Source organism: Pseudomonas sp. S3_A09, from assembly GCF_054668065.1.
Genome location: NZ_CP162752.1, coordinates 4,392,507 through 4,417,459, shown reverse-complemented (window position 1 = coordinate 4,417,459; position 24,953 = coordinate 4,392,507). Strand labels below are relative to the sequence as shown.

Annotated in this window: 29 protein-coding genes; 13 read left to right on the top strand and 16 right to left on the bottom strand. The window is 59.3% G+C overall.

The window, feature by feature from the left end:
• Positions 1-61 precede the first annotated feature (61 nt).
• The 3 genes from AB4N92_RS20575 (at position 62) to AB4N92_RS20565 (ending at position 2,154) form a co-directional block, all read left to right on the top strand.
• Entirely contained in the window at positions 62-514 is a 453-nt protein-coding gene (locus tag AB4N92_RS20575) for a MarR family winged helix-turn-helix transcriptional regulator (RefSeq protein WP_010211851.1), read from the top strand.
• 175 nt (positions 515-689) lie between these two features.
• Positions 690-1,109, top strand: a complete 420-nt coding sequence (locus AB4N92_RS20570) for an organic hydroperoxide resistance protein (protein WP_010211852.1) — start codon at positions 690-692, stop codon at positions 1,107-1,109.
• 28 nt (positions 1,110-1,137) lie between these two features.
• Complete coding sequence (locus tag AB4N92_RS20565; protein ID WP_236267178.1) at positions 1,138-2,154, top strand: alpha/beta hydrolase; 1,017 nt, start codon at positions 1,138-1,140, stop codon at positions 2,152-2,154.
• Positions 2,155-2,218: 64 nt separating this feature from the next.
• Here the strand turns inward: AB4N92_RS20565 and AB4N92_RS20560 are convergent, their stop codons facing one another.
• Positions 2,219-2,791, bottom strand: coding sequence for an elongation factor P (locus tag AB4N92_RS20560; protein ID WP_003172723.1), 573 nt, complete (start codon positions 2,789-2,791; stop codon positions 2,219-2,221).
• 49 nt (positions 2,792-2,840) lie between these two features.
• Positions 2,841-3,974 (bottom strand): elongation factor P maturation arginine rhamnosyltransferase EarP, encoded by a 1,134-nt coding sequence (earP, locus tag AB4N92_RS20555; RefSeq protein WP_236267177.1) that lies wholly within the window; start codon positions 3,972-3,974, stop codon positions 2,841-2,843.
• Positions 3,975-4,106: 132 nt separating this feature from the next.
• Between earP and AB4N92_RS20550 the strand changes: the two genes are divergently transcribed.
• Positions 4,107-4,475 (top strand): hypothetical protein, encoded by a 369-nt coding sequence (locus tag AB4N92_RS20550; protein WP_010211859.1) that lies wholly within the window; start codon positions 4,107-4,109, stop codon positions 4,473-4,475.
• Between the two features lie 5 nt (positions 4,476-4,480).
• Positions 4,481-4,963: a GreA/GreB family elongation factor gene (locus AB4N92_RS20545; RefSeq protein WP_010211861.1), complete on the top strand. Its 483-nt coding sequence runs from the start codon at positions 4,481-4,483 to the stop codon at positions 4,961-4,963.
• A 121-nt stretch (positions 4,964-5,084) separates the two neighbouring features.
• Here AB4N92_RS20545 and cysB read toward each other — a convergent pair whose 3' ends face one another.
• From cysB to AB4N92_RS20520, 5 genes are all read right to left on the bottom strand, one after another.
• Positions 5,085-6,059: an HTH-type transcriptional regulator CysB gene (gene cysB / locus AB4N92_RS20540; RefSeq protein ID WP_010211864.1), complete on the bottom strand. Its 975-nt coding sequence runs from the start codon at positions 6,057-6,059 to the stop codon at positions 5,085-5,087.
• A gap of 103 nt (positions 6,060-6,162) precedes the next feature.
• On the bottom strand, positions 6,163-6,663 hold the full coding sequence (locus AB4N92_RS20535) for a universal stress protein (protein WP_010211866.1): 501 nt from the start codon (positions 6,661-6,663) through the stop codon (positions 6,163-6,165).
• 70 nt (positions 6,664-6,733) lie between these two features.
• Positions 6,734-7,639: a 5'-nucleotidase gene (locus AB4N92_RS20530; protein WP_010211867.1), complete on the bottom strand. Its 906-nt coding sequence runs from the start codon at positions 7,637-7,639 to the stop codon at positions 6,734-6,736.
• Between the two features lie 15 nt (positions 7,640-7,654).
• Positions 7,655-8,617 carry a putative 2-dehydropantoate 2-reductase gene (locus tag AB4N92_RS20525; protein WP_010211869.1) on the bottom strand — a complete coding sequence of 321 codons (963 nt, stop codon included), beginning with the start codon at positions 8,615-8,617 and terminating at the stop codon, positions 7,655-7,657.
• Entirely contained in the window at positions 8,614-9,000 is a 387-nt protein-coding gene (locus AB4N92_RS20520; protein ID WP_460128074.1) for a YbbN family protein, read from the bottom strand. The genes AB4N92_RS20525 and AB4N92_RS20520 overlap by 4 nt, the downstream gene beginning before the upstream one ends.
• On the opposite strand from AB4N92_RS20520, the gene AB4N92_RS20515 reads away from it, so the two are divergent.
• Together AB4N92_RS20515 and AB4N92_RS20510 are read left to right on the top strand one after the other, a co-directional pair.
• Positions 8,999-9,433: a PilZ domain-containing protein gene (locus tag AB4N92_RS20515; RefSeq protein ID WP_010211873.1), complete on the top strand. Its 435-nt coding sequence runs from the start codon at positions 8,999-9,001 to the stop codon at positions 9,431-9,433. The two genes, AB4N92_RS20520 and AB4N92_RS20515, sit on opposite strands and share 2 nt — an antisense overlap.
• 130 nt (positions 9,434-9,563) lie before the next feature.
• On the top strand, positions 9,564-10,640 hold the full coding sequence (locus AB4N92_RS20510) for a 3-deoxy-7-phosphoheptulonate synthase (RefSeq protein WP_010211874.1): 1,077 nt from the start codon (positions 9,564-9,566) through the stop codon (positions 10,638-10,640).
• 63 nt (positions 10,641-10,703) lie between these two features.
• Here AB4N92_RS20510 and AB4N92_RS20505 read toward each other — a convergent pair whose 3' ends face one another.
• The gene (locus AB4N92_RS20505; protein WP_003189869.1) at positions 10,704-10,985 is read right to left on the bottom strand and encodes a GNAT family N-acetyltransferase; all 282 of its coding nucleotides are present in this window, start codon (positions 10,983-10,985) and stop codon (positions 10,704-10,706) included.
• A 612-nt stretch (positions 10,986-11,597) separates the two neighbouring features.
• On the opposite strand from AB4N92_RS20505, the gene oprI reads away from it, so the two are divergent.
• A complete protein-coding gene (oprI, locus tag AB4N92_RS20500; RefSeq protein ID WP_003172710.1) occupies positions 11,598-11,849 on the top strand; it encodes an outer membrane lipoprotei OprI in 252 nt (83 codons plus the stop codon).
• Positions 11,850-11,983: 134 nt separating this feature from the next.
• On the opposite strand, the gene AB4N92_RS20495 is transcribed toward oprI, so the two are convergent.
• The 3 genes from AB4N92_RS20495 to AB4N92_RS20485 all read right to left on the bottom strand — a co-directional run bounded on the left by AB4N92_RS20495 (position 11,984) and on the right by AB4N92_RS20485 (position 13,981).
• The gene (locus AB4N92_RS20495) at positions 11,984-12,952 is read right to left on the bottom strand and encodes a L,D-transpeptidase family protein (protein WP_010211877.1); all 969 of its coding nucleotides are present in this window, start codon (positions 12,950-12,952) and stop codon (positions 11,984-11,986) included.
• A 71-nt stretch (positions 12,953-13,023) separates the two neighbouring features.
• Positions 13,024-13,317 carry a hypothetical protein gene (locus AB4N92_RS20490; protein WP_010211879.1) on the bottom strand — a complete coding sequence of 98 codons (294 nt, stop codon included), beginning with the start codon at positions 13,315-13,317 and terminating at the stop codon, positions 13,024-13,026.
• A gap of 58 nt (positions 13,318-13,375) precedes the next feature.
• Entirely contained in the window at positions 13,376-13,981 is a 606-nt protein-coding gene (locus tag AB4N92_RS20485; protein WP_010211880.1) for an arylesterase, read from the bottom strand.
• Positions 13,982-13,991: 10 nt separating this feature from the next.
• Here AB4N92_RS20485 and AB4N92_RS20480 point away from each other — a divergent pair, with 10 nt between their 5' ends.
• Entirely contained in the window at positions 13,992-14,675 is a 684-nt protein-coding gene (locus tag AB4N92_RS20480) for an ABC transporter ATP-binding protein (protein WP_005786391.1), read from the top strand.
• A complete protein-coding gene (locus AB4N92_RS20475) occupies positions 14,675-17,185 on the top strand; it encodes an ABC transporter permease (RefSeq protein ID WP_010211881.1) in 2,511 nt (836 codons plus the stop codon). Before AB4N92_RS20480 ends, AB4N92_RS20475 begins: the two co-directional genes overlap by 1 nt.
• A 45-nt stretch (positions 17,186-17,230) precedes the next feature.
• Here the strand turns inward: AB4N92_RS20475 and greB are convergent, their stop codons facing one another.
• Both greB and AB4N92_RS20465 read right to left on the bottom strand, forming a co-directional pair.
• Positions 17,231-17,704 (bottom strand): transcription elongation factor GreB, encoded by a 474-nt coding sequence (greB, locus tag AB4N92_RS20470; RefSeq protein ID WP_010211882.1) that lies wholly within the window; start codon positions 17,702-17,704, stop codon positions 17,231-17,233.
• Between the two features lie 113 nt (positions 17,705-17,817).
• Positions 17,818-18,789, bottom strand: a complete 972-nt coding sequence (locus tag AB4N92_RS20465; protein WP_460128066.1) for a hypothetical protein — start codon at positions 18,787-18,789, stop codon at positions 17,818-17,820.
• Positions 18,790-19,008: 219 nt separating this feature from the next.
• Between AB4N92_RS20465 and AB4N92_RS20460 the strand changes: the two genes are divergently transcribed.
• From AB4N92_RS20460 to AB4N92_RS20450, 3 genes are read left to right on the top strand one after another with little or no spacing between them, the layout of a single operon-like run.
• A complete protein-coding gene (locus AB4N92_RS20460; RefSeq protein WP_236267176.1) occupies positions 19,009-19,935 on the top strand; it encodes an ABC transporter ATP-binding protein in 927 nt (308 codons plus the stop codon).
• Complete coding sequence (locus AB4N92_RS20455) at positions 19,932-20,657, top strand: ABC transporter permease (protein WP_047543577.1); 726 nt, start codon at positions 19,932-19,934, stop codon at positions 20,655-20,657. Before AB4N92_RS20460 ends, AB4N92_RS20455 begins: the two co-directional genes overlap by 4 nt.
• 15 nt (positions 20,658-20,672) lie before the next feature.
• Complete coding sequence (locus AB4N92_RS20450) at positions 20,673-22,403, top strand: Gldg family protein (RefSeq protein ID WP_236267175.1); 1,731 nt, start codon at positions 20,673-20,675, stop codon at positions 22,401-22,403.
• Positions 22,404-22,407: 4 nt separating this feature from the next.
• Here the strand turns inward: AB4N92_RS20450 and AB4N92_RS20445 are convergent, their stop codons facing one another.
• The 3 genes from AB4N92_RS20445 to AB4N92_RS20435 form a co-directional block, all read right to left on the bottom strand.
• Positions 22,408-22,716, bottom strand: a complete 309-nt coding sequence (locus tag AB4N92_RS20445) for a hypothetical protein (protein WP_010211889.1) — start codon at positions 22,714-22,716, stop codon at positions 22,408-22,410.
• Between the two features lie 249 nt (positions 22,717-22,965).
• Positions 22,966-23,400: a DoxX family protein gene (locus AB4N92_RS20440; protein WP_047543583.1), complete on the bottom strand. Its 435-nt coding sequence runs from the start codon at positions 23,398-23,400 to the stop codon at positions 22,966-22,968.
• 103 nt (positions 23,401-23,503) lie between these two features.
• On the bottom strand, positions 23,504-24,925 hold the full coding sequence (locus tag AB4N92_RS20435; RefSeq protein ID WP_047543586.1) for an MltF family protein: 1,422 nt from the start codon (positions 24,923-24,925) through the stop codon (positions 23,504-23,506).
• Between the last annotated feature and the right edge of the window lie 28 nt (positions 24,926-24,953).

Sequence of the window (24,953 nt, the reverse complement as noted above, 5' to 3'; positions counted from 1 at the left end):
TGGCGCATTAAAGATTTGCCCGCTAGATTCCAGCCCAGAGACGTTTTCCGGAGGCAACGCCATGAGCAAAAATCCCGATCCTTGCGAATCCCTGATGCTGGATAACCAGCTGTGCTTCGCCCTGCACTCGACCTCGCTGCTGATGACCAAGGTCTACAAGCCACTGCTGCAAGCGCTGGGCCTGACCTACCCGCAGTACCTGGCAATGATGGTGTTGTGGGAAGAGGATGGTTTGACCGTCGGCGAAATCAGCAGTCGCCTGCTGACTGATCCGGGCTCGCTGACACCGCTGCTCAAGCGCCTGGAAGTCGAAGGCCTGCTCAGCCGTACCCGCAGCCGCGAAGATGAACGCGTGGTGGTCGTGGAATTGACCGCCGCCGGCCGCGCCCTGCAAGACCGGGCCATGGGAATTCCCCACTGCATCCTCGGTGCAAGCGGCCTGGAGTTGGACCAATTGCGTAAGTTGCAGGGCGACCTGATTGCGTTGCGCGCTAACCTGCAAGCCAGCATTTAAACCCCTTCCCCTTCAAGGGCGTCGACTCCGCTGCGCCCGCAGACAACGACCGTTCGTCCCGCCCTCTGAATAATTTTATAAATTTATCTTGCGCGCAAAACATTGGCGCTATACATTCTCCTCACCAACTACTTAGCGCGCAAACATTTAGCGCTAAAACAAAGAGGAAAACGCCATGCAAACGCTCTATACCGCAGTAGCTACCGCCACCGGCGGCCGTGATGGCCGTGCTGTTTCCAACGACAACATCCTCGACGTCAAACTCTCCACCCCTAAAGAACTGGGTGGCGCCGGCGGCCAGGCCACCAACCCTGAGCAACTGTTCGCTGCCGGCTACTCGGCCTGCTTCATCGGCGCCCTGAAATTCGTCGCCAGCCAGACAAAACGCAAAATCCCGGATGACGCCTCGATCACCGCCCACGTCGGTATCGGCCAGATTCCTGGTGGTTTCGGCCTGGATATCGACCTGCACATCAGCCTGCCGGGCCTGGCTCAAGACGACGCGCAAAGCCTGGTCGACGCCGCTCACCAAGTCTGCCCGTACTCCAACGCCACCCGTGGCAACGTTGATGTACGCCTGCACGTGACTGTCTAAATGACCTCGGCCGCCCCTGGAGAACGCAATGAACACAATTGGTAAAGCACTCACCGGCACCCTGCTCGCCTTGTCCATCACCAACGCCTTTGCTGCGTCAGGTGAAGTCGAACACTCCACCCAAGCTTTTCTGGACGTGTTGAACGCCGGCACCGGCAAACCGATGGAACAACTGACGCCAAAGGACGCCCGTGCCGTACTGACCGGCGCCCAGGCCGGTGTGAAGCTGACCTTGCCCAAAGCGGATGTGAGCCAGAAGACCATCCAGGTCGATGGCAAGCCGCTGGACCTGACCATCGTGCGTCCGGCCGGGGTCAAGGGCACATTGCCGGTGTTCATGTTCTTCCACGGCGGCGGCTGGGTGCTTGGGGACTATCCGACCCATGAACGCCTGGTGCGGGATCTGGTGGTGGGTTCGGGGGCGGTGGCGGTGTTCGTCAACTACACACCTTCGCCGGAAGCGCACTACCCGGTGGCGATCAACCAAGCCTACGGCGCGACAAAATGGGTGGCCGAGCACGGCCAAGAGATCAACGTCGATGGCAAGCGCCTGGCGGTAGCGGGCAACAGTGTCGGCGGTAATATGGCGGCAGTGGTCAGCCTGATGGCCAAGGACAAGGGCACACCGGCGATCAAGTTCCAAGTGCTGTTATGGCCGGTGACCGACGCCAATTTCGACACAGGGTCCTATAACCAATACGCCGAAGGGCACTTCCTCACCCGCAACATGATGAAGTGGTTCTGGGACAACTACACCACCGACGCCAACCAGCGCGCCGAGATCTACGCCTCGCCGCTGCGGGCGACCATTGACCAGCTGAAAGGCTTGCCGCCGGCGCTGATTCAAACAGCCGGCGCCGACGTGTTACGCGATGAAGGCGAAGCCTATGCCCGCAAGCTGGACGCAGCCGGTGTAGCGGTCACCACCGTACGTTACAACGGCATGATCCACGACTACGGTTTGCTCAACGTGGTCAGCCAAGTCCCAGCAGTCCGCTCCGCGCTGCTCCAGGCCTCGGATGAACTGAAGCAACACTTGAAGTAAAACGTAACGCGCATAAAAAAGCCCGACGCATGGTCGGGCTTTTTTCGTATCGGCAGGGCCAGAATTACTTCTTGGCGCGACCTTTGTACGAACCACCTTCGCGGGTGTCGATTTCGATCAGGTCGTCGATTTCGATGAAATCGGCCACTTGCAGTTCGGTACCGTTGCTCAGCTTGGCAGGCTTCATCACCTTGCCCGAAGTGTCGCCGCGAGCGGAACCTTCGGTGTATGCCACTTTACGCACGATAGTGGTCGGCAGCTCTACGGAAACCAGGCGCTCTTCGAAGAAAATAGCTTCGCAGACGTCTTCCATGCCTTCTTCGATGAACGGCAGAACGGCTTCGATATCTTCAGCGTTCAGCTCGTACATGGTGTAGTCAGTGGTGTCCATGAACGTGTAGGTGTCGCCGCTGATGAAGGACAGGGTCGCTTCTTTGCGGTCGAGGATTACGTCGTCCAGTTTGTCATCGGCGCTGTAGACGATCTCGGTCTTGTAACCGGTCAGCAGGTTCTTCAGCTTGGTCTTCATGATTGCGCTGTTACGACCAGACTTGGTGAACTCAGCTTTCTGAACCAGCCAAGGGTCGTTTTCGAGACGGATCACTGTACCGGGTTTCAGTTCTTTACCAGTTTTCATTGCATATATCCGAAATTTGGATGGGATTTACAAAATTCAAGGTGGCGTATCATATCCAACTTTCATAAAACTTCACCAGCGCCGTCGCAAGATCGGCTTGCAAACCCTGTTCCAGACACCATGTTTCGGCGCGCTGGCTCACCTCCGGCCAGTGCTCCAGCAGCATTTTCCACGGTTGAGCCATATCGGCCTCCGTGTTCCAGGCTTGCCAGAGACCGATCAACGCCGCGCTTGCCGCCGCTGATAAGTCGGCGGTGTACAGCTCCAGGAAGGCGTCGAGCTTGTCGAGATGGATGTCTTCGTCCTGACGGTAGATGTGCCACAACAACGGCCGCCCGGCCCATTGGGCGCGCACGAACGAGTCTTCGCCGCGCACGGCATTGAAGTCGCAGCACCACAGTAGACGGTCGTATTGTCCCTGGCGCACGAACGCGATGACCTGCACCGTCAGCGATCCGCGTTGCTGGATATCGCCCGCGACCAGCCGTTCCACATCGAGCCAGCGCTGCACGTCGCCCAGAATACGCCCCTCCGGAACCAGCAGATGAGTGGCACGCCCGTCCGTCGATAACACGTCGAGCCAGCTGGCGAGGCCAGCATTTTCGTAGGCGAACAGAGAGATCAGCCGCGCATCGACTGCGGGAACTATGCCCAAGGCTTGTAGGAAGTCTCGTTGTGCACCGGCATCCTGCTGAAACGCATTACGTTGTTCCAGCAACCGCGCCTCACGCAATAACCCGCCAGTGCCGGTGCGGAACCCGGGAAAGAAGAAGTACTTCTGCACGCCCTTGAATTTCACCGATGGCAGCCGATGACAGCCCACCACCCACTCTTCAGCACTCAGGTAATCCAGGTTCATCCACAACGGCGTACGTTCGCGTTCAGCCATGGCTTCCATATAGTCGGGCGGTAACTGGCAGGCGAACGCGGCGATCACCACATCCGCTGCCGGTACACTCACCCACTCGGCCGGCCAATGGCGCACTTCGACGCCTTCCTGCCATTGCAGGTCTTGCTCCACATCGATGTCCGGACACATGCGTTCGAACGCGCGCAGGTCGTCGACCCACAAGCGCACATCGCAGGCGTGCTCCGCGACCAATTGCCGGGCCAGGCGCCAGGTCACGCCGATGTCGCCGTAGTTGTCGACGACACTACAAAAAATATCCCAGCGGTCTTTCATTCCGGGCTCCAACGCTCAAAGGCTCGATTGTCCGCATAAATGCGCGGATGCAGAAGACTTGATCGCGATTATTCTGCACGGTGGCTGTGCGACAATTGCCGCCACGCCGTCAATGCCTGCCAGGAGGCCATCATGTCTGATCGTCCGTTGTCGCTGTTCAAGCTCAGTGCTTCCATCGCGTTTGGGGTGTGGTTGGGGTTTATCGCCATCGCGCTGACGGCTTGGCTGGCATCGCGCTATCTGTTCCCGCAGAGCCTGGCACCGGTGGCCCAGGCCGTGCAGCAATTGGGCAAGCCTGCGGTGGTGGCACCTGAACCGCCGAACCGCATGTTCGAGCAGTACCAGCAAAACCTGCAGAAGCAGGAACAACAACAAACCCTGGACCAGGCCCGCAACAATGCGCGTAACTTGTCCAATCCCAAATGCCAGTTCTGGCTGCAACAGGACCAGAACGCCCCCAACGAAAAGACCCGGGCCAATGTCCTGCAATTCTGCGATTGATGACCATGAATAAACACGCCGTGCACCCGCTCGTACTGGAAAAGCTCACCCTCGACCTCGACATTGCCCAACGCGCCGCGCAGACCGCCTACGAAACCGCGACCCACGAAGAAAACATCGCAGAGAACAAATACGACACCCTGGGGTTGGAAGCATCCTACCTGGCGGCGGGGCAAGCCAAACGCGTGGAGGAGATCAAGCAAGCGTTGGCGCTGTGCCAGAACATGCAACTGCGTGCTTACGATGATCAGCGGGGCATTGAAATCGGCGCGCTACTGGGCCTGGAAGACGAAAACGGTCGCCAGCAGTGGCTGTTCCTGGCGCCGGACGCGGCGGGCTTGAAGGTCGATGTGGTCGGGCAACCGGTGACCGTCATCACCCCGCGCTCGCCACTGGGCAAAAGCTTGCTGGGTAAGTTCGAAGGCGATGAGGTGGAGATTCTGGTGGCGGGCGCTCGGCAACATTTTACGGTTACCGAGGCCCGATAACCTGTAGGAGCGAGCGTGCTCGCGAAGCACACAAGCACGCCGCGTTAATCCTGGCGCCCTGCGTTATCGTTGACGATTGTCGCGAGCAGGCTAGCTCCTACAGTGGATCGCATTCATTCACTTAATGGACGGGCAGCTCAACGCCATCAAACAACGCTTCCAGCTCCTGCTTATTGTGGCACTGGATCGCCTTGGCCATGACCTCACGGGTCAGGTGCGGCGCAAACTTCTCGATGAAGTCGCACATGAAGCCCCGTAGGAAGGTGCCACGACGGAAGCCAATCTTGGTCACGCTGGACTCGAACAGCTCGCTGGCATCCAGCACCACCAGGTCTTTGTCGAGCGCAGTGTCGACCGCCATCTTGGCGACGATGCCCACGCCCAGCCCCAGGCGCACGTATGTCTTGATCACGTCGGCGTCGGCTGCGGTGAACACCACTTTCGGCGTAAGACCGCGATGGCTGAAGGCTTCGTCAAGCTTGGAACGGCCGGTAAAACCAAATACGTAAGTCACGATCGGGTATTCAGCCAGGGCTTCCAGGGTCAACTTCGGCAGCTTGGCCAACGGGTGACCTTGAGGCACGACGACGCAACGGTTCCAGCGGTAGCACGGCATCATCACCAGGTCGCCGAACAGCTCCAGGGCCTCGGTGGCGATGGCGAAATCGACGGTGCCGTCAGCGGCCATCTCGGCGATCTGCATCGGCGAACCCTGGTGCATGTGCAGGGCCACGTCCGGGTACTGCTTGATGAAATCGCGGATCACCGGCGGCAACGCATAACGCGCCTGGGTGTGGGTGGTGGCGATGGACAGGGTGCCCTTCTTCTCGTTGGAGAATTCCTGGGCGATCTGCTTGATGCTTTCGACTTTGCGCAGGATCTCGCCAGCGGTGGTGATGATGCGCTCACCGGCCGGGGTGACACGGGTGAGGTGCTTGCCACTGCGCGCGAACACTTCAACGCCCAGCTCGTCTTCGAGCAGGCGGATCTGCTTGCTGATACCGGGTTGCGAGGTGTAAAGGCTTTGAGCGGTAGCGGAAACGTTGAGGTCGTGGTGCGCCACTTCCCAGATGTAGCGCAGTTGTTGAAGCTTCATATGTGTCCCTCAAAGCAGATAGACGCCACGGGTATCAGCGACGGTATATAACTATATTAAAGGTTCGATGGATAAATCTAGAACTTTTTATCGTTCCCAACCATCACACGTCCTCACTGCGTCGACGCTGCAACGAAGGCACCAGGTAAACCGGCACCGTAGACAACTGCAGCACCCGAGCAGCCGTGCGCCCCAACGGGGTGGCCGCCGCGGTTGCATGGCTATGACTACCTACGATCAACAGGTCTACGGAAAGTTTGCGCAGTTGGTCGAGTATCACCTCACACGGGTCCCCCTGGATCACCCGTACCGAGCGAATCAACTTCAGGTCTTGCTCCCCGTCACCCAACTCCTCGCGAAAACTGTCCAGCACCCGCTGTTCGATCGTCGCCATGACCGTGGTCACCCCCTGACTTTGCCACTCACTCAGGGCCTTCTCATCAAGGTAGCTCTGTAACACCGATTCGGCGAACAGCCCGATGGGCTCGACTACGTGAATCACATACAGGTCCGCCTTGAACGTCCGCGCCAGCGCCAGCGCATGCTGCATCACATAAGGCGCATACAGACCGAGGTCCGTGGCGTACAGCATCGAACGAATCATAGAACCTCCTGGGCGGCCAGGATGGCGGAGATGAAATCAGCTTAGCAGCGCCTCGCTGACTTCGACTGACTTACAGCTTCACCTCATTACTGATGCCATGGGGCACATGCCCGGTGGCGACAAACTCCATGGCTTTCTCGCAATGCCCGGCCTGGTCATCGAAGAACACATCGGCAGCAAACGCCTCCAGGAACGCGGATTTTTCCAGGCCGCCCAGGAACAACGACTCGTCCAGGCGAATATCCCATTCACGCAAGGTGCGAATCACCCGCTCGTGTGACGGCGCCGAACGGGCAGTGACCAAGGCGGTGCGGATCGGGCAGGCCTCATCGGGAAACTCGCGCTGCAATAAGTTGAGTGCCGCCAGAAACCCTTTGAAAGGACCGCCGTGCAAAGGCTGGCGCGCCGACTCCCGCTCATTGGCCTGGAACGCCTCCAGCCCCCCGGCCTGGTACACGCGTTCCGACTCATCGGAGAACAGCACCGCGTCGCCGTCGAAGGCAATGCGCAGTTCTTCGCTGGAGGCACGGTTCGGACCGCCGGACAGAATCGTCGCCGCTGCAAACCCGGCATCGAGGGCACTGCGCACGTCTTCAGCGTGGGTTGAAAGAAACAGATGGCAACCAAACGCTGCCAGATAAGGATAAGGACTACGCCCGCCTACGAAAGCGGCGCGGGAAATATCCAGGCCGTAATGCTGGATTGAATTGAACACGCGCAGGCCAGTGTCGGCACTGTTGCGCGACACCAACACCACTTCGACCCGGGCACGGCCGAGACGAGCATTGAGGCTCAGCAGCTTCTTGACCAGCGGGAAAGCGTCACCGGGCTCGAGGATTTCCTCCTCGTGTTCGATCTGGTACTGGCGGTAAGTTTCGACCCCTTCGGCCAGGTAGACCTTGTGGCTTTCACTCAAGTCAAAGAGGGCCCGCGACGAGATCGCCAGCACCAGTTTGTCGCCCAATCCCTTTGCCATCGTGTGCCCTCGAACTCAGCGGTTATGTCGATCAATGAAACTCAAGGCTTGGTACAGCGCCTGCATCCGCGGCAGTTCGCACCCGGCAGCCTTGGCGGCAGCGAGTGGCCGGGCGTAGATCGCCGCCAGTTCCAGCGGGCGTTTGTGCACGTGATCGTGGTACATGCTCGGCAGATAGTCGTCCATGGTTTCGGTCATGGTGAACATCTGCTCGGCGTAGCTTTGCGGGATGTCATGACCACAGGCGTGGGCACCCTGTATCACTTCGGCCATCAGCGCCTGGATCAGCGCGCGACTGGACTCGTCGGCCATCATGGCCGTGGTGCCCGCGCCCAATAATACCGAGAGGCCGTTGTAGGGCACGTTCCACACCAGTTTGTGCCAACGGGCCTGATGCACGCTGGCCATGGCCTGGGACTCAATGCCAGCCTTGTGAAACAGCGCTGCGCCGGCTTCGACGATCGCCTGTTGGGCGGCACCATCATTGGCCGCCGTGCCACTGTGATAACCCAGGTTGACCCGGCCTAACGCCTGATGCTCGATCACGCCGGGGGCAGAGCGGTGCACGCCGATGTAGCACAGGCCACCCAGCAGGTGCAGCGATGCGGGCAGGTGTTGACGCAGGCTGTCTTCGACATCGAGGCCGTTTTGCAGCAGCACCACCTTGGCATCCGGCGCGGCCACCTGGGCGAGGGTCGGGGCCAGCTCGAGGTTGCCGGTCGACTTGGTGCCTACCAGCAACCAGTCGCACGGCGGCATATCGGCCGCACGGGCATACGCTTGTACCGGATGCAGGTGCAAGGGGCCATGCACCGTGCTGTTCAGATGCAGGCCGTGCTCGCTGACCGCCGCGTATTCACTGCGCAACAGGAAGTGCACATCGAAACCGGCGCGCGCCAGCATCAAGCCGTAGAAACCGCCGATGGCGCCGGTGCCGATGATGCCGATCCGCGGCGACTGGGGTGTAACTGCTGTCATGGCAATTCCTCAGGTGGACGGGTGAGTGCCTGTTTTACTGAGTCGAAAACGTCGTCACGCGTAAGACGTGTGTGTATTTGCCCCAGGAATTGACCCTCGCACACCACGAACAGCGCCGGCAAATGAAAGATCTGGTAGCGTTCGACCGCCCCACCGTTCTGCCCGGCGTCCACCCAGCACACGCGGTCCACTGGCAACGGCCAGCCCGGCAACTGTTGGCGCGCCCAACGGCAACTGGAACACCCCTGGCTCGTAAACACGACGAGCGAAATACCTGGCAATCCCAGCAATTGCTGGTCAATATCCAGGTCGGTCAATTCCAGTTCCTTCGCTATACTGCTGCCACCGCCGTCAATTGGACGGTGCTCGGAGTCCGTGTACATGGGTCGTTTTTTACCTCACCCTGATGATGTCGCTGTCGAGTTAATCCAACGCCCCTCTCCTGCTATCCCCCGCCAACGCCTGCACACCAGCGGCCTGGGCGGCATCGCCTGCGACTGGCCACGTGCCTGGCGCGAAGGCACGGCGGTTGATCTGCACATCCCCTCCCTGGGCGCCAGCGCGCGTTATCCGGGCTATGTGGCGTGGTGCCGCAAGGTGGAAACCGGCTACCGCGTCGGTATCTCGTTTACCGACGAACATGCCTTGTTCGGTGCCCGCATGGGTGAGCAAGCATGCCGGATACAGCGCTATTGCCGCCAGCACGAAGATGCCGAGCCGACACCCCAGCAACTCGAAGCCCTCGCCCGCGAGTGGGTATCGCGCCATGCGGGCGAGTTCTCCCATGAGGCCTTTGTGGCGCCAGCACTGGATTAAAGCGGGCTTTGCCCATTGTCGCGGGCCCGTGTTACGCGCTAAGGTTCCTCCCCCTGCATTCAAATCATGCTGTGCTCCGCCGCACGGGGATGGCTGGCGGCCGGCACCCGTGACCCTGACGAGTAACACGATGGCTGATTTACCGATCAATGACCTAAACGTCGAATCCAACGAGACCCTGATCACACCCGATCAGCTCAAGCGCGAAATCCCCCTGAGCGACGCTGCCCTGCAGACCGTCACCAAGGGCCGCGAAGTCATCCGTGACATTCTCGACGGCACCGACCACCGCCTGTTCGTTGTCATCGGGCCTTGCTCGATCCACGACCTGAAGGCTGCCCACGAGTACGCCGAACGCCTGAAAGTACTGGCGGCGGAAGTGTCCGACACGCTGTACCTGGTGATGCGCGTCTATTTCGAAAAACCGCGCACCACCGTCGGCTGGAAAGGCTTGATCAACGACCCGTACCTGGACGACTCGTTCAAGATCCAGGACGGCTTGCACATCGGTCGTCAATTGCTGCTGGACCTGGCCGAGATGGGCCTGCCCACTGCCACCGAAGCCCTGGACCCGATCTCCCCGCAGTACCTGCAGGACCTGATCAGTTGGTCGGCCATCGGCGCACGTACCACCGAATCCCAGACTCACCGTGAAATGGCGTCCGGCCTGTCCTCGGCCGTGGGCTTCAAGAACGGCACCGATGGCGGTCTGACCGTGGCGATCAACGCGCTGCAATCGGTCTCCAGCCCACACCGCTTCCTGGGTATCAACCAGGAAGGTGGCGTGTCCATCGTCACCACCAAGGGCAACGCCTACGGTCACGTGGTATTGCGTGGCGGCAACGGCAAGCCCAACTATGATTCGGTCAGCGTTGCGCTGTGCGAGCAGGCGTTGAACAAGGCGAAGATCAAGCCGAACATCATGGTCGACTGCAGCCACGCCAACTCCAACAAGGACCCGGCTCTGCAGCCGTTGGTGATGGAAAACGTTGCCAACCAGATCCTGGAAGGCAACCAGTCGATCATCGGCCTGATGGTCGAGAGCCACCTGAACTGGGGTTGCCAGGCGATTCCAAAAGACCTGGCCGACTTGCAGTACGGCGTGTCGATCACCGATGCCTGCATCGACTGGTCCGCCACCGAAAACACCCTGCGCAGCATGCACGCCAAGCTCAAGGACGTATTGCCTAAGCGCAAACGCACCTGATTTAAACTGCGCACACAAAAACGCCGGGCTCAGCCCGGCGTTTTTCATTGCATTGTCTATGTCTTACAGCTTGGCGGCATGGCGCTGGTGGCGCTCCATGTAGCGTTCGACGTAGGAGCAGGACGGGATCACCGTGTAACCGGCCTCTTCGGCGAACTTCAAGGCTTCCTCGGTCAATGCCGCCGCAATCCCACGGCCCCGCAGTGCGTTGGGCACGAAGGTCCGATAGATGTCCAGGGTCTGTTTGCCGAGGTCCATATAGGTCAGATAGGCACGATGACCGTCCACATTGGTCTCGAACTGATGACCAGCCTGGTCATGGTGGATGGACAACGCCTCGCTCATCACTACTCCTCGCGGGTCTTGGTTTCTGACCCCTACCTTACCGATGTTTTTCCGGCGAAGGAACATCTACGCCACCCCGTGCCGGTTTCGACAACGAGAAAACCCTGAGCGCTTACAACCAGCACGTAGGGAATAGTAGGCACCAATCCTGAAATTGCTCAAGGCGCACTCGTCATCCGCTGCCGCTGGTGGATATAGAAAGGGCTCCGATCAACCTGGGATCGAAAGCCTGAACATTGCCGGCACTTGAACCTTAAGACGAACAGGCGCTCTTAAAGTCACCTCTACATGCGTAAAAGATGCAGGACAACGCAAAGCCATGCTGAACGGAAGTATCAGCGTGGATATATAAAATTTCATCTGTTTGCAAGGCTTAACACATGCGGGCCGGCCCTTTCAGCCTGGATCCAATTTTCGCCTGTTCGAAAAAATTGGACGGTTTTTATACAAACCTCCAAAAGATTAGCCAAAATAGATTCGGCGCGAGAATTTTTTTTGCTTCTTGCGCTACGTCAGTTTACTTACTACAAGTAATGGGTAGTATGTACGCCGGCTATTAGCTCACTCTGGGCGAACTAGCTATCTAATAGAAAGTCCTTGAAGGGGAACACGATGAACAACGTTCTGAAATTCTCTGCTCTGGCTCTGGCCGCAGTTCTGGCTACCGGTTGCAGCAGCGTCTCCAAAGAAACCGAAGCTCGTCTGACTGCAACTGAAGACGCAGCAGCTCGCTCCCAGGCCCGTGCAGACGAAGCCTACCGTAAAGCTGATGAAGCTCTGGCTGCTGCTCAAAAAGCACAACAGACTGCTGACGAAGCTAACGAGCGCGCTCTGCGTATGCTTGAAAAAGCTAGCCGCAAGTAATAATCCCTCGGGGTTGTTATCAAGCCGATCCATTTATGGGTCGGCTTTTTTATTGCCTGGGGTGTGTACCTCAATCTCGGGCAATAAAAAGCCCGCCCCGGCGCAAGACCGTGGCGGGCTTATGATCGAGCGACTTATTGCTGCAGGTCGATCGGCGCGCTCACGGCGACCGAGGCCGCGCCAGGCTCGCCGATCTCCGTCGGCAAACCATCTTCCGCCGCGACCACGTCGCGCACCTGGTCCCAGTTCACCCGCAATTGATTGGCCAAGTCTTCACGCTTGAGCAAGGCGTTGATGACAGCGGTGTGTTTATCGACCACCGACGGCGTCCCGTCATCATTCAACGGCGTATGTGCTTCCAGGTAGACCTTGCCACCACTGCGACCGAATTTATAGGCATCGTTGATGATGCGCACCGACGTCCCCACCGGCACCATGCCCGCCATCTCCAACACGTTGTTGTTGAACATACGGAAGCAGCCGTGACTTGTACGCGTGCCGATACCAAATTTCATGTTGGAACCGTGGATCAGGTAACCCGGCGTGCCCAGGGTGAACTTGAACGGACCCAGCGGATTGTCCGGGCCGGCCGGCACCACGTTGGGCAGCGGGTCACCATTGGCGGCGTGCTCGGCCTTGATCGACGCGGGCGGCGTCCAGGTCGGGTTGGGTGTCTTGGCGATGATGCTGGTGTGGGCAATAGGAGAACCCCAGCCTTCACGACCGATCCCCAACGGGAACGTGTAGACCACGTTCTGGCCCTTGGGGAAGTAGTAGAGTCGGTATTCCGCCAGATTGATCACGATGCCTTCGCGCGGGCCCGGCGGCAGGATGAAGCGCGTCGGCAGCACGATCTCGGTGCCCGCGCCCGGCAACCATGCATCCACGCCGGGGTTGGCGGCGACCATCTCCGAGTAACCCAGGTCATAGGTGGTGCCCAGGTCGGCAAAGGTGTCTTCGTACTTGGCCTTGATCACCTGGACCTGGCCGACGATGTCTTCACCCGGCGGTGGCAAGGGCAACTGCAGGGCTGACGCAGAACCGGCCGCACAGAGTGCAGCGAGAGACAGGCAGCAGGTGACGACGGAAAGGCGCGACAACATCCGGTAATCCTTCGCAGACGACGGGTAGGTAAACATCGATTGTATACGTGAAGCGCGCTTCTAGCTGCCCCCTACAACTCGAAACGCAGCTCCGGCCAGATCGGCGGCGTACCCCGCTTCTGGGACTCCAGGATCGCACGGCACAAAGGGCACAGGCGCTGGTCCTGGAAAATCGAACGATCCACCCGCGACCAGCGCGGTTGCGCAGGCAAGAGCGTGCCGCAGAGTGTGCGATCGATGGAGCCCCCCAGCTCAAGTTGACGCGCCACCAGATGCACCCGCACTTCCTGACAGGCGAACAGGTCCAGCTGCTCGTCCGGCTCGATCAGTTGGTAGTTAAACAGGGACCAGGCAGGACGCGACATCGGGGGCTCCAAATCGGGGGGGCGCCACCTTAGCCGAAAGCCTGCCGGTAGAAAAGCGTCATAACAGCGGTTTTAGCGTCGGCCAGACATTTTCCAGCAACTTATTCTGGGCGCCGACCGCCGGGTGAAGTTGATCGGCCTGCATCAGCTCCGGATGCCCGCCCACGCCGTCGAGGAAAAACGGCACCAGCGGGACGTTTTTTTGCTTGGCCAACGCACCATAGACCTCGGCAAATGCGGTGGTGTATCGCGGGCCATAGTTGGGTGGCAGTTGCATCCCCAACAACAGCACCTTGGCCCCGCCGGCCTTGGACTGATCAATCATCGACGCAAGATTTTGTTGCAATTGCGCGGGTGGCTGGCCGCGCAAGCCATCGTTGCCACCCAACTCGATCACCACAACGTCCGGCTTATGCTCTGCAAGCGCCGCCGGCAGCCGCGCCAGGCCTCCGGCGCTGGTATCCCCGCTGATGGAAGCGTTGACCACTTTATCGTCGAAACCTTCCTGTTTGAGCCGTTGTTGCAGCAGGGCAACCCACCCTTTGCTGGTATCCAGGCCGAAACCGGCACTGATACTATCGCCAACGATCAGGACTGTACCCGCCGCTGCGTTCTGGGCCATGCACATCAAGGCCAGGCCAGCACTCAAAAACCACATTCGCATCGGATTCTCCATGGGCGCAAGCATTCTCACCGCGCGGAACCTTAGCAAAGTGGTTCCCAGCGCGGAAGGTGAACTGACTATCCTGCACGAACTGAGCCTGGAACTGAACAAGGGCGATAGCCTGGCTATCGTCGGCAGCTCCGGCTCCGGCAAATCCACCCTCCTCGGCCTGCTGGCCGGCCTGGACCTGCCCAGCAGCGGCGAAGTCACCCTCGCCGGGCAAGCCCTCAGCACCCTCGACGAAGACCAGCGCGCACGCATCCGTGCCGAGCACGTGGGCTTCGTGTTCCAGTCGTTCCAACTGCTCGACAGCCTCAACGCGCTGGAAAACGTCATGCTGCCGCTGGAACTGGACGGCCGCAAAGACGCCCGAGAACGCGCCCGACACTTGCTTGAGCGTGTCGGACTGGGCCAACGCCTGACCCACTCGCCGCGCCAACTTTCCGGTGGCGAGCAACAACGGGTGGCGATTGCCCGCGCCTTTGCCGCAGAACCGGACGTGCTGTTTGCCGATGAACCCACCGGCAACCTCGACAGCCACACCGGCGAGCGCATCAGCGACCTGCTGTTCGAACTCAACAAAGAGAGCGGCACGACCCTGGTGCTGGTCACCCACGACGAGCGTCTGGCCCACCGTTGCCGACGCCTGATCCGCCTTGAAGCCGGCCTGATGGTCGCGCCCCTGGAGCCTTGATGGCACGTTTGCCGCTGTTGCGCCTGTTCAGCCTTGCCATGCGCCAATTGCTGCGCGACGCCCGCGCCGGCGAATTGCGCGTGTTGTTCTTCGCCCTGCTGGTGGCCGTGGCAGCCAGCACCGCCATCGGTTACTTCGGTGCGCGTCTCAATGGCGCCATGTTGTTGCGCGCCACCGAGTTCCTCGGCGCCGACCTGGTACTGGAAGGCAGCTCGCCCGCACGACCGGAGCAAATCCGCTCAGGCACCGAACTGGGCCTGGATCACGCCCGCATCGTGGAATTTTCCAGCGTCATTGCCACCGATAACGGCATCCAGCTCTCCAGCATCAAGGCAGTCAACGAGCAGTACCCGTTGCGCGGTGAACTGAAAAGCGCGGCGGCCCCCTTTGGCGCTGAAACCCCAGGCGGCGGACCAAAACCCGGTGAAGCCTGGGTGGAAGCGCGCCTGCTGACCGCGCTGGACCTCAAGGTCGGCGACAGCATCGATGTGGGCATGAAGACGCTGCGCCTGGCCCGCGTGCTGACCTACGAGCCGGACCGCGCCGGCAACTTCTACAGCCTGACGCCAAGGGTGATGATCAACCTGGCGGACCTGGACGCCACCGGTGTGGTGCAGCCCGGCAGCCGCGTGAGTTATCGCGAATTGTGGCGCGGCCCACAGGGCAGCACCGTGCTGCAGACCTATCGAGACCTGGTCAAGCCAGGCCTCGCCGCCAACCAACGCTTGCAGGACTCCCGGGACGGCAACCAGCAGATCGGCGGCGCCCTGGGCAAGGCCGAGCGCTACCTGAACATGGCCAGCCTGGTGGCCGTGCTGTTGGCCGGTGTGGCCGTGGCGCTGTCGGCCAACCGCTTCGCAACCCGACGTTTTGACGCCAGTGCGTTGCTGCGCTGCCTGGGATTATCGCGACGCGAAGCCATGTTGCTGTTCAGCCTGCAACTGAGCGTACTGGGACTGCTGGCGAGCCTCACCGGCGCCGTGCTCGGCTGGCTGGCGCAGTTTGGCCTGTTCTATTTCCTCCACGACCTGCTGCCGGCGGACGTGCCACCCGGTGGGCTGCTGCCAGCGATCGCCGGGATCGGTACAGGGCTGGTCGCCCTCGCCGGTTTCGCCCTACCGCCCCTGGCCGCACTGGGTCGTGTGCCACCGCTGCGGGTATTGCGTCGCGACATGCTGCCGATTCCTTCCAGTACCTGGATGGTCTATGGCGCGGCGCTGTTTGCCTTGGGCCTGATCATGTGGCGCCTGAGCCTCGACCTGGTGCTGACCTTCGCCCTGCTGGGCGGCGGCGTGGTCGCTGCGCTGATACTCGGCGGCTTGCTCCTGCTGCTGTTGCAAAGCCTGCGTCGCCTGCTGGCTCGCGCGTCACTGCCTTGGCGCCTGGGCCTGGGCCAACTGTTGCGTCACCCACTGGCGGCGGCGGGTCAATCCCTGGCCTTCGGCTTGATCCTGCTGTCCATGGGCTTGATCGCCCTGTTGCGCGGCGAGTTGCTCGACACCTGGCAAAACCAGTTGCCCAAGGATGCGCCCAACTATTTCGCCTTGAATATCCTGCCAGCCGACAAGGACGCGTTTGGCGCCCGCCTGCTGGAACTGCAAGCGCAATCCGCACCGCTGTATCCGGTGGTGCCGGGACGTTTGATCAGTATTAACGGCGAACCCGTACAGGAAATCGTCAGCAAGGACTCCAGCGGTGATCGCGCGGTGCAACGCGACCTGAGCCTGACCTGGGCCGCCGAACTGCCGCCGGGCAACGCCCTGACCGCGGGCTCGTGGTGGTCACAACAACCCACCGATGAAGTCCCTGGCGTCTCTGTCGAAGCCAAGGTGGCGGAAAGCCTCAAGCTCAAGCTCGACGACCACCTGGTGTTCACGGTCGGCGGTGAAAATCGTGAAGCGCGGGTGACGAGCCTGCGGACCATCAACTGGGACAACTTCCAGCCCAACTTCTTCATGATCTTCCAACCGGGCACCTTGAAGGATCTGCCGACCACCTACCTGACCAGCTTCTACCTGGCGCCAGGGCATGACCAGCAGATCGTCGACCTGTCGCGGGCCTTCCCGGCGGTGACCATCTTGCAGGTTGAGGCGCTGCTGGAGCAGTTGCGCAGCATCCTTGCGCAAGTGACCCTTGCGGTGGAATACGTGCTGCTGTTTGTGTTGGCGGCGGGGATGGCGGTGCTGTTCTCCGGCCTGCAAGCCACCTTGGATGAGCGCATCCGACAAGGGGCACTGCTGCGCGCACTGGGCGCCGAGCGCAAGCTATTGGTCAAGGCCAGGCGCATCGAGTTCGGTTTGCTGGGTGCCGTGAGTGGCCTGCTCGCAGCGCTCGGGACCGAGTTGGTGACCTTTGTGTTATATCGCTATGCGTTTGACCTGGCCTGGCAGCCTCATCCGTGGCTGTTGCTGCTGCCGGTGATCGGTGCCGTACTGATCGGTGGTGCAGGTGTGTTTGGCACTCGTCGTGCGCTCAATGCCAGCCCACTGACCGTGCTACGCGAAGGCTGAAACGCAGTCGGCCCGCGTTCATTACTGAATGCGGGCCGACTTCGCTCACTTCACATATTCGATGCGGGTGATCCACCAGCACACTTCTCCGCTCGGGGTCTGCACGATAGCCTCATCGTCTACCTGCTTGCGCAACAACGCACGCGCCATGGGTGAATCGATGGAGATGTAGTCCATTCGATCATAAATCTCGTCATAGCCGACAATGCGAAAACGCTTGGTCTCACCCTGCTCGTTTTCGATGTCTACCCAAGCACCGAAGAACACCTTGCCCTCTTGCTCGGGCATGTACTCCACCACACGCATGTCTTCCAGGCGCTTGCGCAGGTAGCGCACGCGACGGTCGATCTCACGCAGCAGCTTCTTGTTGTACTGGTAATCGGCGTTTTCGCTGCGATCTCCCAGCGAGGCCGCCCAGGTCACTTTGCGCGTGGTGTCCGGGCGCTTTTCGCGCCACAGGTAATCCAGCTCCTTCTTCAGCGCTTCATGACCTTCTTTGGTAATCAGCTTGGTACTCAAACGCTTGCATCCCGAGGCAATGTCCATAGGTGCCGATCCGCCTGTGCTCAAAGCCCAGGCGCCGGCTGGCTGGCGTTGATGATAAATGAACCGGCGAAAGTAGCCAGGCCAGTCTAGCCATCCAACGCCTGATCCAGCTCAAGCAGTACTCCCCGCAAACTCTGTCGCAAGCCCGATACCTGCGATGTCATCACCTTCAGGGCTTCGGTCCTCTGGCTGACAGCAAGCGAATGATCATGCAATTGAGTGGTGCGTTGTTCCAATTCTCGAACCTTCTGATCCAATTGTTCCTGCTCCTGCTGCAATCGCGCCTGCCATTGCTCAAGTGCCGATTCCCGTTCGATGGCTGCCAATTTTTGCTGAGTCAGCTCTTGAGCAACACGGGCCAGATTGGTCAACGTGCTGTCCACTTCGAACAGCGTACTGGGGTCTTCGGGCGGTGGGCGTTTCGGTGGTTCCAACCCATCGGCCGGTGAGGCCGGCGCCATCATTGAGGGAGCCTCGACAGGTAGCTGTCGGCTTTCCTCAACGGACTGTTGATGCACAGGTGCCCGGACGGGCTCGGAAGGGGTCATCGCTTTGGGAGATGAACTCATTTGCGACGAGAAACGAATGGATGGCACGATCACTGAAGCGCTTTCTATCGCCGGCAGCGTCGGCGCAGACATGCCCAGGGTGATCACCTTCATCACCAGCGCCTTCTTGATGATCACCGAATGATGGTCCTCGGGCCTGGCATGCGGCAGCTTGCAGCCTTTCAAATCAACAAAATGATAGGGCACCTGGGTTTCCGTAACCCCGCCCGCCTTCATTCCCGAAGCGGCCAACGTCAGAATTTGCTTAAACACATGTAATGCCAACTGCAGATCTTCCCTGGACTCAACCGCGCCCAGGAAGTAGCGATCAACTTTCTTACGTAACACGGCGATATAAACCCTGGAACTTTCCGGCTCTACTTCCTCATCCATACTGTAGACAAGAAAGTTAGAGGCCGTCTGACCTACGGCAAACCCACAGAGCAGTGCACCGTTAACTGGAGCATCTTGACCGTTGCGCTCAAGAACAAGGGTACGTAGCAACATCATGGCATTCAGGCCTCATTGTGCAGGGCAGAAGTTTATCTAAACAATAAATAAACATTCAAAAATTGGACATTCCGAAACCTAGCACATTGTTTCAGCGGCCTGTCTAACCGGCGCGTAGGACTTCTCTTAATAAGCGTTATCGACATTCCCAAAAGTGGCCATTACCCGTACCCTTTTTTCACGCCCCTTACGTCATGCCAAACTTTTTCGGTAAAAAAAATGATCGAAATAAGCAACCTGACAAAACACACGGGTAACACAACCATACTCAGCGACCTTTCATTCAGCGCCACTCAACAAGAATGCCTGGGATTATTCGGGCAGGATCATACGGCGAAAACTACCCTGCTCGACCTATTAGCAGGTTCAACGCAGCCGTCCAGCGGTCATATAAAAATCCAGGGGTTCGATATACAAACCCACGCACTTAAAGCAAAACAACGCGTTGGCTATCAACTGTCCATGGACCTTGGCCATCCAACGATGTCCGTCAGCGCGTTCCTTAAATTCATCGCGGCCGTTCGCGGCCTCCACGGCGCAGACAAACGCGCGCGGCTGGAACAGGCGGTAGCGCGACTGGATCTGTTTGCGGTGCTCAATGCCCCCCTCGATGCGCTCTCCATCGGCTGGAAACGCAAAGTCGCCATCGCCCAGGCCATCCTGCACAGCCCTGCCCTACTCCTGCTGGATGAACCAACCGAAGGGCTCGCGCCTGATCAGAAGCATTCATTCGGGGGGCTTATCCAGTCATTGACGCAAGAAATGACAGTGATCATCGCCTCTCGTCATTGCGATGAACTGTCCGAGTTCTGCACACGTGCACTTGTCATCGCGGGTGGTCGCCTGGTCGCCGACACCCCACTGCCTGATCTACAACGCGACTCGCGTCATTTCCAGGCCGTCACCTTGGCCGCGGACACCCCACTGGACCTGCTGGCGCTGGCCGTACTGCCCGGCGTGGCTGGCATCGAAGAGCATCGACATGCACCCGGCACGGTAACCGTTCTCGCCATGCCGGGGCACACCATTTATCCCCATATCAACACGCTGATTGCCAGTCGCCGCTGGAAAATCAACTCATTGAGCCTGGAACCAGGTCGCTTGAATGATGTGGTCCACCACCTGAGCCAGGAGGCGCCCCTTTGAAATTATTGCCGATCATTTTAAAGCGCCAGCTCGCCAGTTATGCCTGCACACCCAGTACTTACCTGCACATTGCCGTCTTCCTGATACTGTCAGTGACATTGGGAAGATACGTAAGCCCGTGGCCAGAACAGAACAGCAGTGACTTGCAGGTTTTCTTCCAGTTTCACCCCTGGTTGTACTTGTTACTGACGCCTGCCTTGGCCACGCAACTCTGGGCGGATGAATCCAGTGCAGGTTTTCTCGGGCTGATGAAAACCATGCCCATCACAACCTATGAATGGGTGATCGGAAAATTCCTCGCCGCCTGGCTCGTAGCAGGCACAGCCCTGTTACTGATGTTTCCTCTGGTCATCATCGCCAACTACTTGGGCAAGCCCGACAACAGCGTTATTGCTTCGCAATGGGTCGTTAGTTGGTTACTCGCGGGCAGTTACTTGTCGGTGGGTTGTTTTATTTGTGCATTTGTACGCCAACGCACCGTCGTTTTCGGATTGACCCTGGGCCTGCTTCTGACAGCCAGCGGGCTTTCTGCCATCTTGGATGCACTTGAACATCAAGCCCCTATCGGGCTGATTGACAGTTTGGCAGCACTTAGCCCTACGTTGCGATTCAGCAACATCGATGATGGGAAACTCACACTTCGTGACACGCTTTACTTCATCAGTATGATTCTCGCCTTTCTCACTGCGACGACTGTCACCCTCAACTACAAACACAGCTGAGAAGGGAAATTCTTAATGCGGTCCTCGCTGCGCACCAGCATGACACTCACCGTCACCCTCCTGCTTTTCCTGGCGTTCAATCTGGTTTGGGTAGGCAAACTGCCTGATCTACGGTGGGATCTTTCTGAGCAAAAAATCCACACTTTAGCGCCTGCCGTAAAACAGCTGCTGACTGCACTGGAAGACCCGGTGGACTTGTATTATTTCAACTCCAACAACAACCTGAAAAGAAGCTACGCGCTACAACGCTACAGCAAGCGCATTGAAGACCTGCTCAAGGAATATGAGGAAACGGCCAATGGCATGATCAACCTGCACCTTATTGAACCGGCCCCTTTTTCGGAGGACGCCTACAAAGCCCGACTGTCAGGACTTGACGACAATGCGGGTTTTCTCGGCCTCATCGGCACCCGTGTCGGTCACGGTGTGCGGCGCATCGGCGCCTTCAGCCTCGACCAAGAGCCTTTGCTTGAGTATGAAATCGGCCATTTGCTTTATAAATTGCAGCACCCGGAGCGCCCGGTCGTTGCGTTATTGTCGGGGCTGGCGATGGACGAATCTGCAAGCCGGCTGTTGCAGGAACTGCGGCAGGCGTTCGACCTGGTCAACCTGGAGCCGAGTGCCGCATCCGTCCCCCAGCCGATCAAAACGCTGCTGGTCGTGCACCCACAGGCGTTGTCTGAGCGAGCCCTGTATGCAATAGAACAATTTGTCTTGAGGGGTGGCAGATTGATGTTGTTTATCGACCCGTTGACTGAACAACGTTCAAACCTTCCCCCCGAAAACACTCGACTGAACGAGTTGCTGGCGGCCTGGGGTATCCAGATGCCGACGAACAAGCTGGTGGTCGACGACCTCTACACGCCACGGGAAACCCCGGGCGCGCCCAATCAGGTGCGATTGAACCTGCCCCGCCAGGCGATGAACACAAATGACATCAGTACCTGGAACCTCAATAGGGTGACGGTATCGAGCAGTGGCGCCCTCTCCCAACTGGGCAAGAGCCGCACGACCTTCACCCCGATCCTGCAAAGTTCCGAACAGTCTGTCCTGTTGGATGCCAATAGCCTCACGAGCGCAGCCAAGATCGACGCATTGATGGAAGAGGCGTCGAATCAGGAACGATCTCATGTGATTGCTGCGCGTATCGAGGGGCCGAGCTATTCGGTGTTTCCCGATGGCATCAAGGGGCTGCCGCCCGGTTTGCAAAAAGCGGCCAATATTCATGTCGTGGTGGTTGCTGACACGGACATGCTCATGGACAAGGTCAACAACTCCGCGCCGGACGGCAACGCGCTGTTTGTCTTGAATACGCTGGACAACCTGTCCGCCCCCGACACACTCGCCGCCATTCGCCCGCGCGTGGCGCAGGAACGTTCGTCAAACCGGCTGGAAGCTATGCGCAAAGTCGCGAAGCAGGCCTATCGCGTGAAAGCCGGCGAACTGGAGCGGCGTCTGCAACGCACGGAACAAGAATGGCAACGGCTCAGCCCGTGGACTACCGCCCTCGGCACCCAGGCAGTGGATACCACCACGCGGTTGCAGGCGCTCAACAAGGAGCGTCTGCGCCTGCCCATGGAGCTGCATGCCCTGGAGCTCGAAGCTTATGCCCAGGTACGCCATATGGAGTGGGCTATAAAACTGGTCGTGACCTTTGCTATACCCCTGACGTTATGCCTGATCGCCTGGATGGTCTTTCTGGGCCAACGCCGTCGTCGGCTCAAAGCCGGCAGTGTGATTCACTGAACGCTCAACGACGGGCGATCAGCCCTTGCCGAGCAATGCGGGTCAACTGACGGATGACCTCATCGGCGTCGCTTGCACTTGGCGCCTGGATAACGGCAAGGTCGAAACTGTTGCTGGCAAACCGCGCAAGGGAATCGCCATCTTCGACAAACTGGATCAGGAACGCGGAAGGTCGGCCCGTACGACGCGGCCAGCCGTCCAGGTAACGCAACAGCGTCGGCTGGTGCTTGCCGCCCAGGAGGATTTTAGGATTGCGTTGAGTGAGGTCCGCAGTGATCGGAGCCAGGCGTATCAGGGGGCGTAGTGCATTCATCGTGTCGTGTCTCTGCCTCAAAAGTCTGCGGGCAGGTGAGAGGCAACACCGAACCAGCGCTTTAGCGGAATTTCGAAGCATGGAGCATGCTTCTGTCGGGACCGATAACGATCACCCATGGCGCCCCGCAATTAGCTGTTTAAATCGGCGCATGAGCGGCATCCTAGAGAAGCCGGAGGGGCGGTGTCAAGAATCCAGATCAGCAAAAAAAGCCCGCACATGGCGGGCCTCTTGAAGGTTCTACGGGGATCAGTTGGCGATGGCGCGATCCGCAGACAGCTTTCCGGCGCCTTCCAGCAGCACCGCCAGCGAACCACCGAGCAAGGCCAGCGCGAACTCATAACCGTTGTTGGTCATGAACAGGCCGTTATGGATATGCACCGAGAAGATCGCCACCAGCGACAGGATGGTCAGGCCCAGTGCCGCAGGGCGAGCCAGCAGGCCGATAATCAACGCCAGGCCAGCAAAGAACTCGGTGCCGCCCGACAACAGCGCCATCAGAGTACCCGGCGCCAGGCCGATGCTTTCCATCCACTGGGCTGTACCGGCCAGACCGTAGCCGCCAAACCAGCCGAAGAGTTTCTGCGAACCGTGGGCGGCAAAAATGATGCCGACGACAATGCGCAAAATGGTCAGGCCGTAACCGGCGCGGGTGGCCAGGATGCTGTTGATCAGTGGGCTCATGGTGATAATCCTTTTCTAAGTAGGGGGTGGTTGGCCGCTATATTAATCAGTTTAGGCAATGATAAAAGCCGAAAAAATGCCTGATTAATATCGATTAAATCGATTACTTCCGTGAGGCGATTTTCGGCGCTGGCGGCTCCAGGGACTCTCGCTCCCTCTCGAACGCCAAATAGTACTTGTTGACGCTATTAACATAGCTGACGCCGCCCATCCCTACTTGCTCCATGGCGATGCGTTCAACCTGGAAGAACCACTGATTCGGATTCAGCCCCCGGCGCTTGGCTTCGGTGCGCATGCCCTGTACCCGCTCCGGCCCCATGTTGTAGGCCGCCAGTACAAACGCCATACGCTCGCGCTCGTTGAGCTTGGGACTGGCAAAGAACTTGCGGCGGATCATCGCCAGGTAGCGCGCACCCGCCTGCACATTGCTATCAAGGCTCTCGATATTGTTGACCCCCACTCGCTGCGCCGCGGACGGCGTGATCTGCATGAGGCCGGTGGGACCACCACTGTTGCGTGCACCCGGATCAAGCGCCGACTCTTTGAAAGCGAGTGCCGCCAGGTTCAGCCAATCCATGCCTTGCTCGCGGGCATGTTTTTGCAATACCGGGCGCAGTTTTTCCAGGCGTTGGCGGTCAACGCGCGCCAGGGGGTTGCGTACTTGATAGAGACGCCGGTAAATACGCTGGAACGCCACATCCTGGTCGGCCGGCGTCCGGTAGGTCTTGAGGAATCGATCAATGCTGGCCCGCAGCATCGAGGCATCCTGGCGCACGAACCAGTATTCGTCGCCCGGTTCGCTGATCGCTACCTGCTTATCAAATCGCAACTTGGGCAGGATCTTCGACCAGCGTTCGGCAATCGGCTTTTCAACAATAGTCAGATGAAAAATGCCGGCCTGGACCATTTCCAGTACATCTTCCACAGCCAGGGTCGGGTCCACCCACTCCACTTTCACCGGCGGTTGCTTGTGCAACGCCAGCTTCTGATTGACCTGGCTGATGGCATCCGCCGCCGCGCTCCCGGTGGCCAGCGCCAGGGTGCGACCGGACAGTTGCTCCAGTTTGGTGAACCGCCGCTCGCCCTTCACACCCACCAGCCACAGCGGCACATCGCTGACAATCGGATCGCTGGCGCTGATCTTGTGCGCCGCCTTCACATCAAGCAATTCACCCGGTGCCACCAGGTCACCTTCGCCACGGGCCAGGGCGCCGAGCAACTGGTCCTTGGCCTTGGGAATGATCTTGAGGTTGATTTCCTGGCCATCACGGGCATGACCATTGAGGTATTGCTCGAAGGCGCGCAGGCGATGGTATTCGACGCCGATGGCCTGGCCCTGGACCTCGCCGGAGCTGTTACGGCTCTGGTTGACCAATACGCGCAGGGTGCGACTGGAGCGAATCTCTGCCAGGTCGCGGACCTTGCCGGGCTTGGTCACTTCCAGCGGCCCGTCCAGACGCGCAACCGCCGCCATGGGCAGCAGCAACGTCAGGCACAACATAAGCAACGCCGAGGGTCGGATCATCCGCTCTCCGGAAAAGAATACTGGCCAA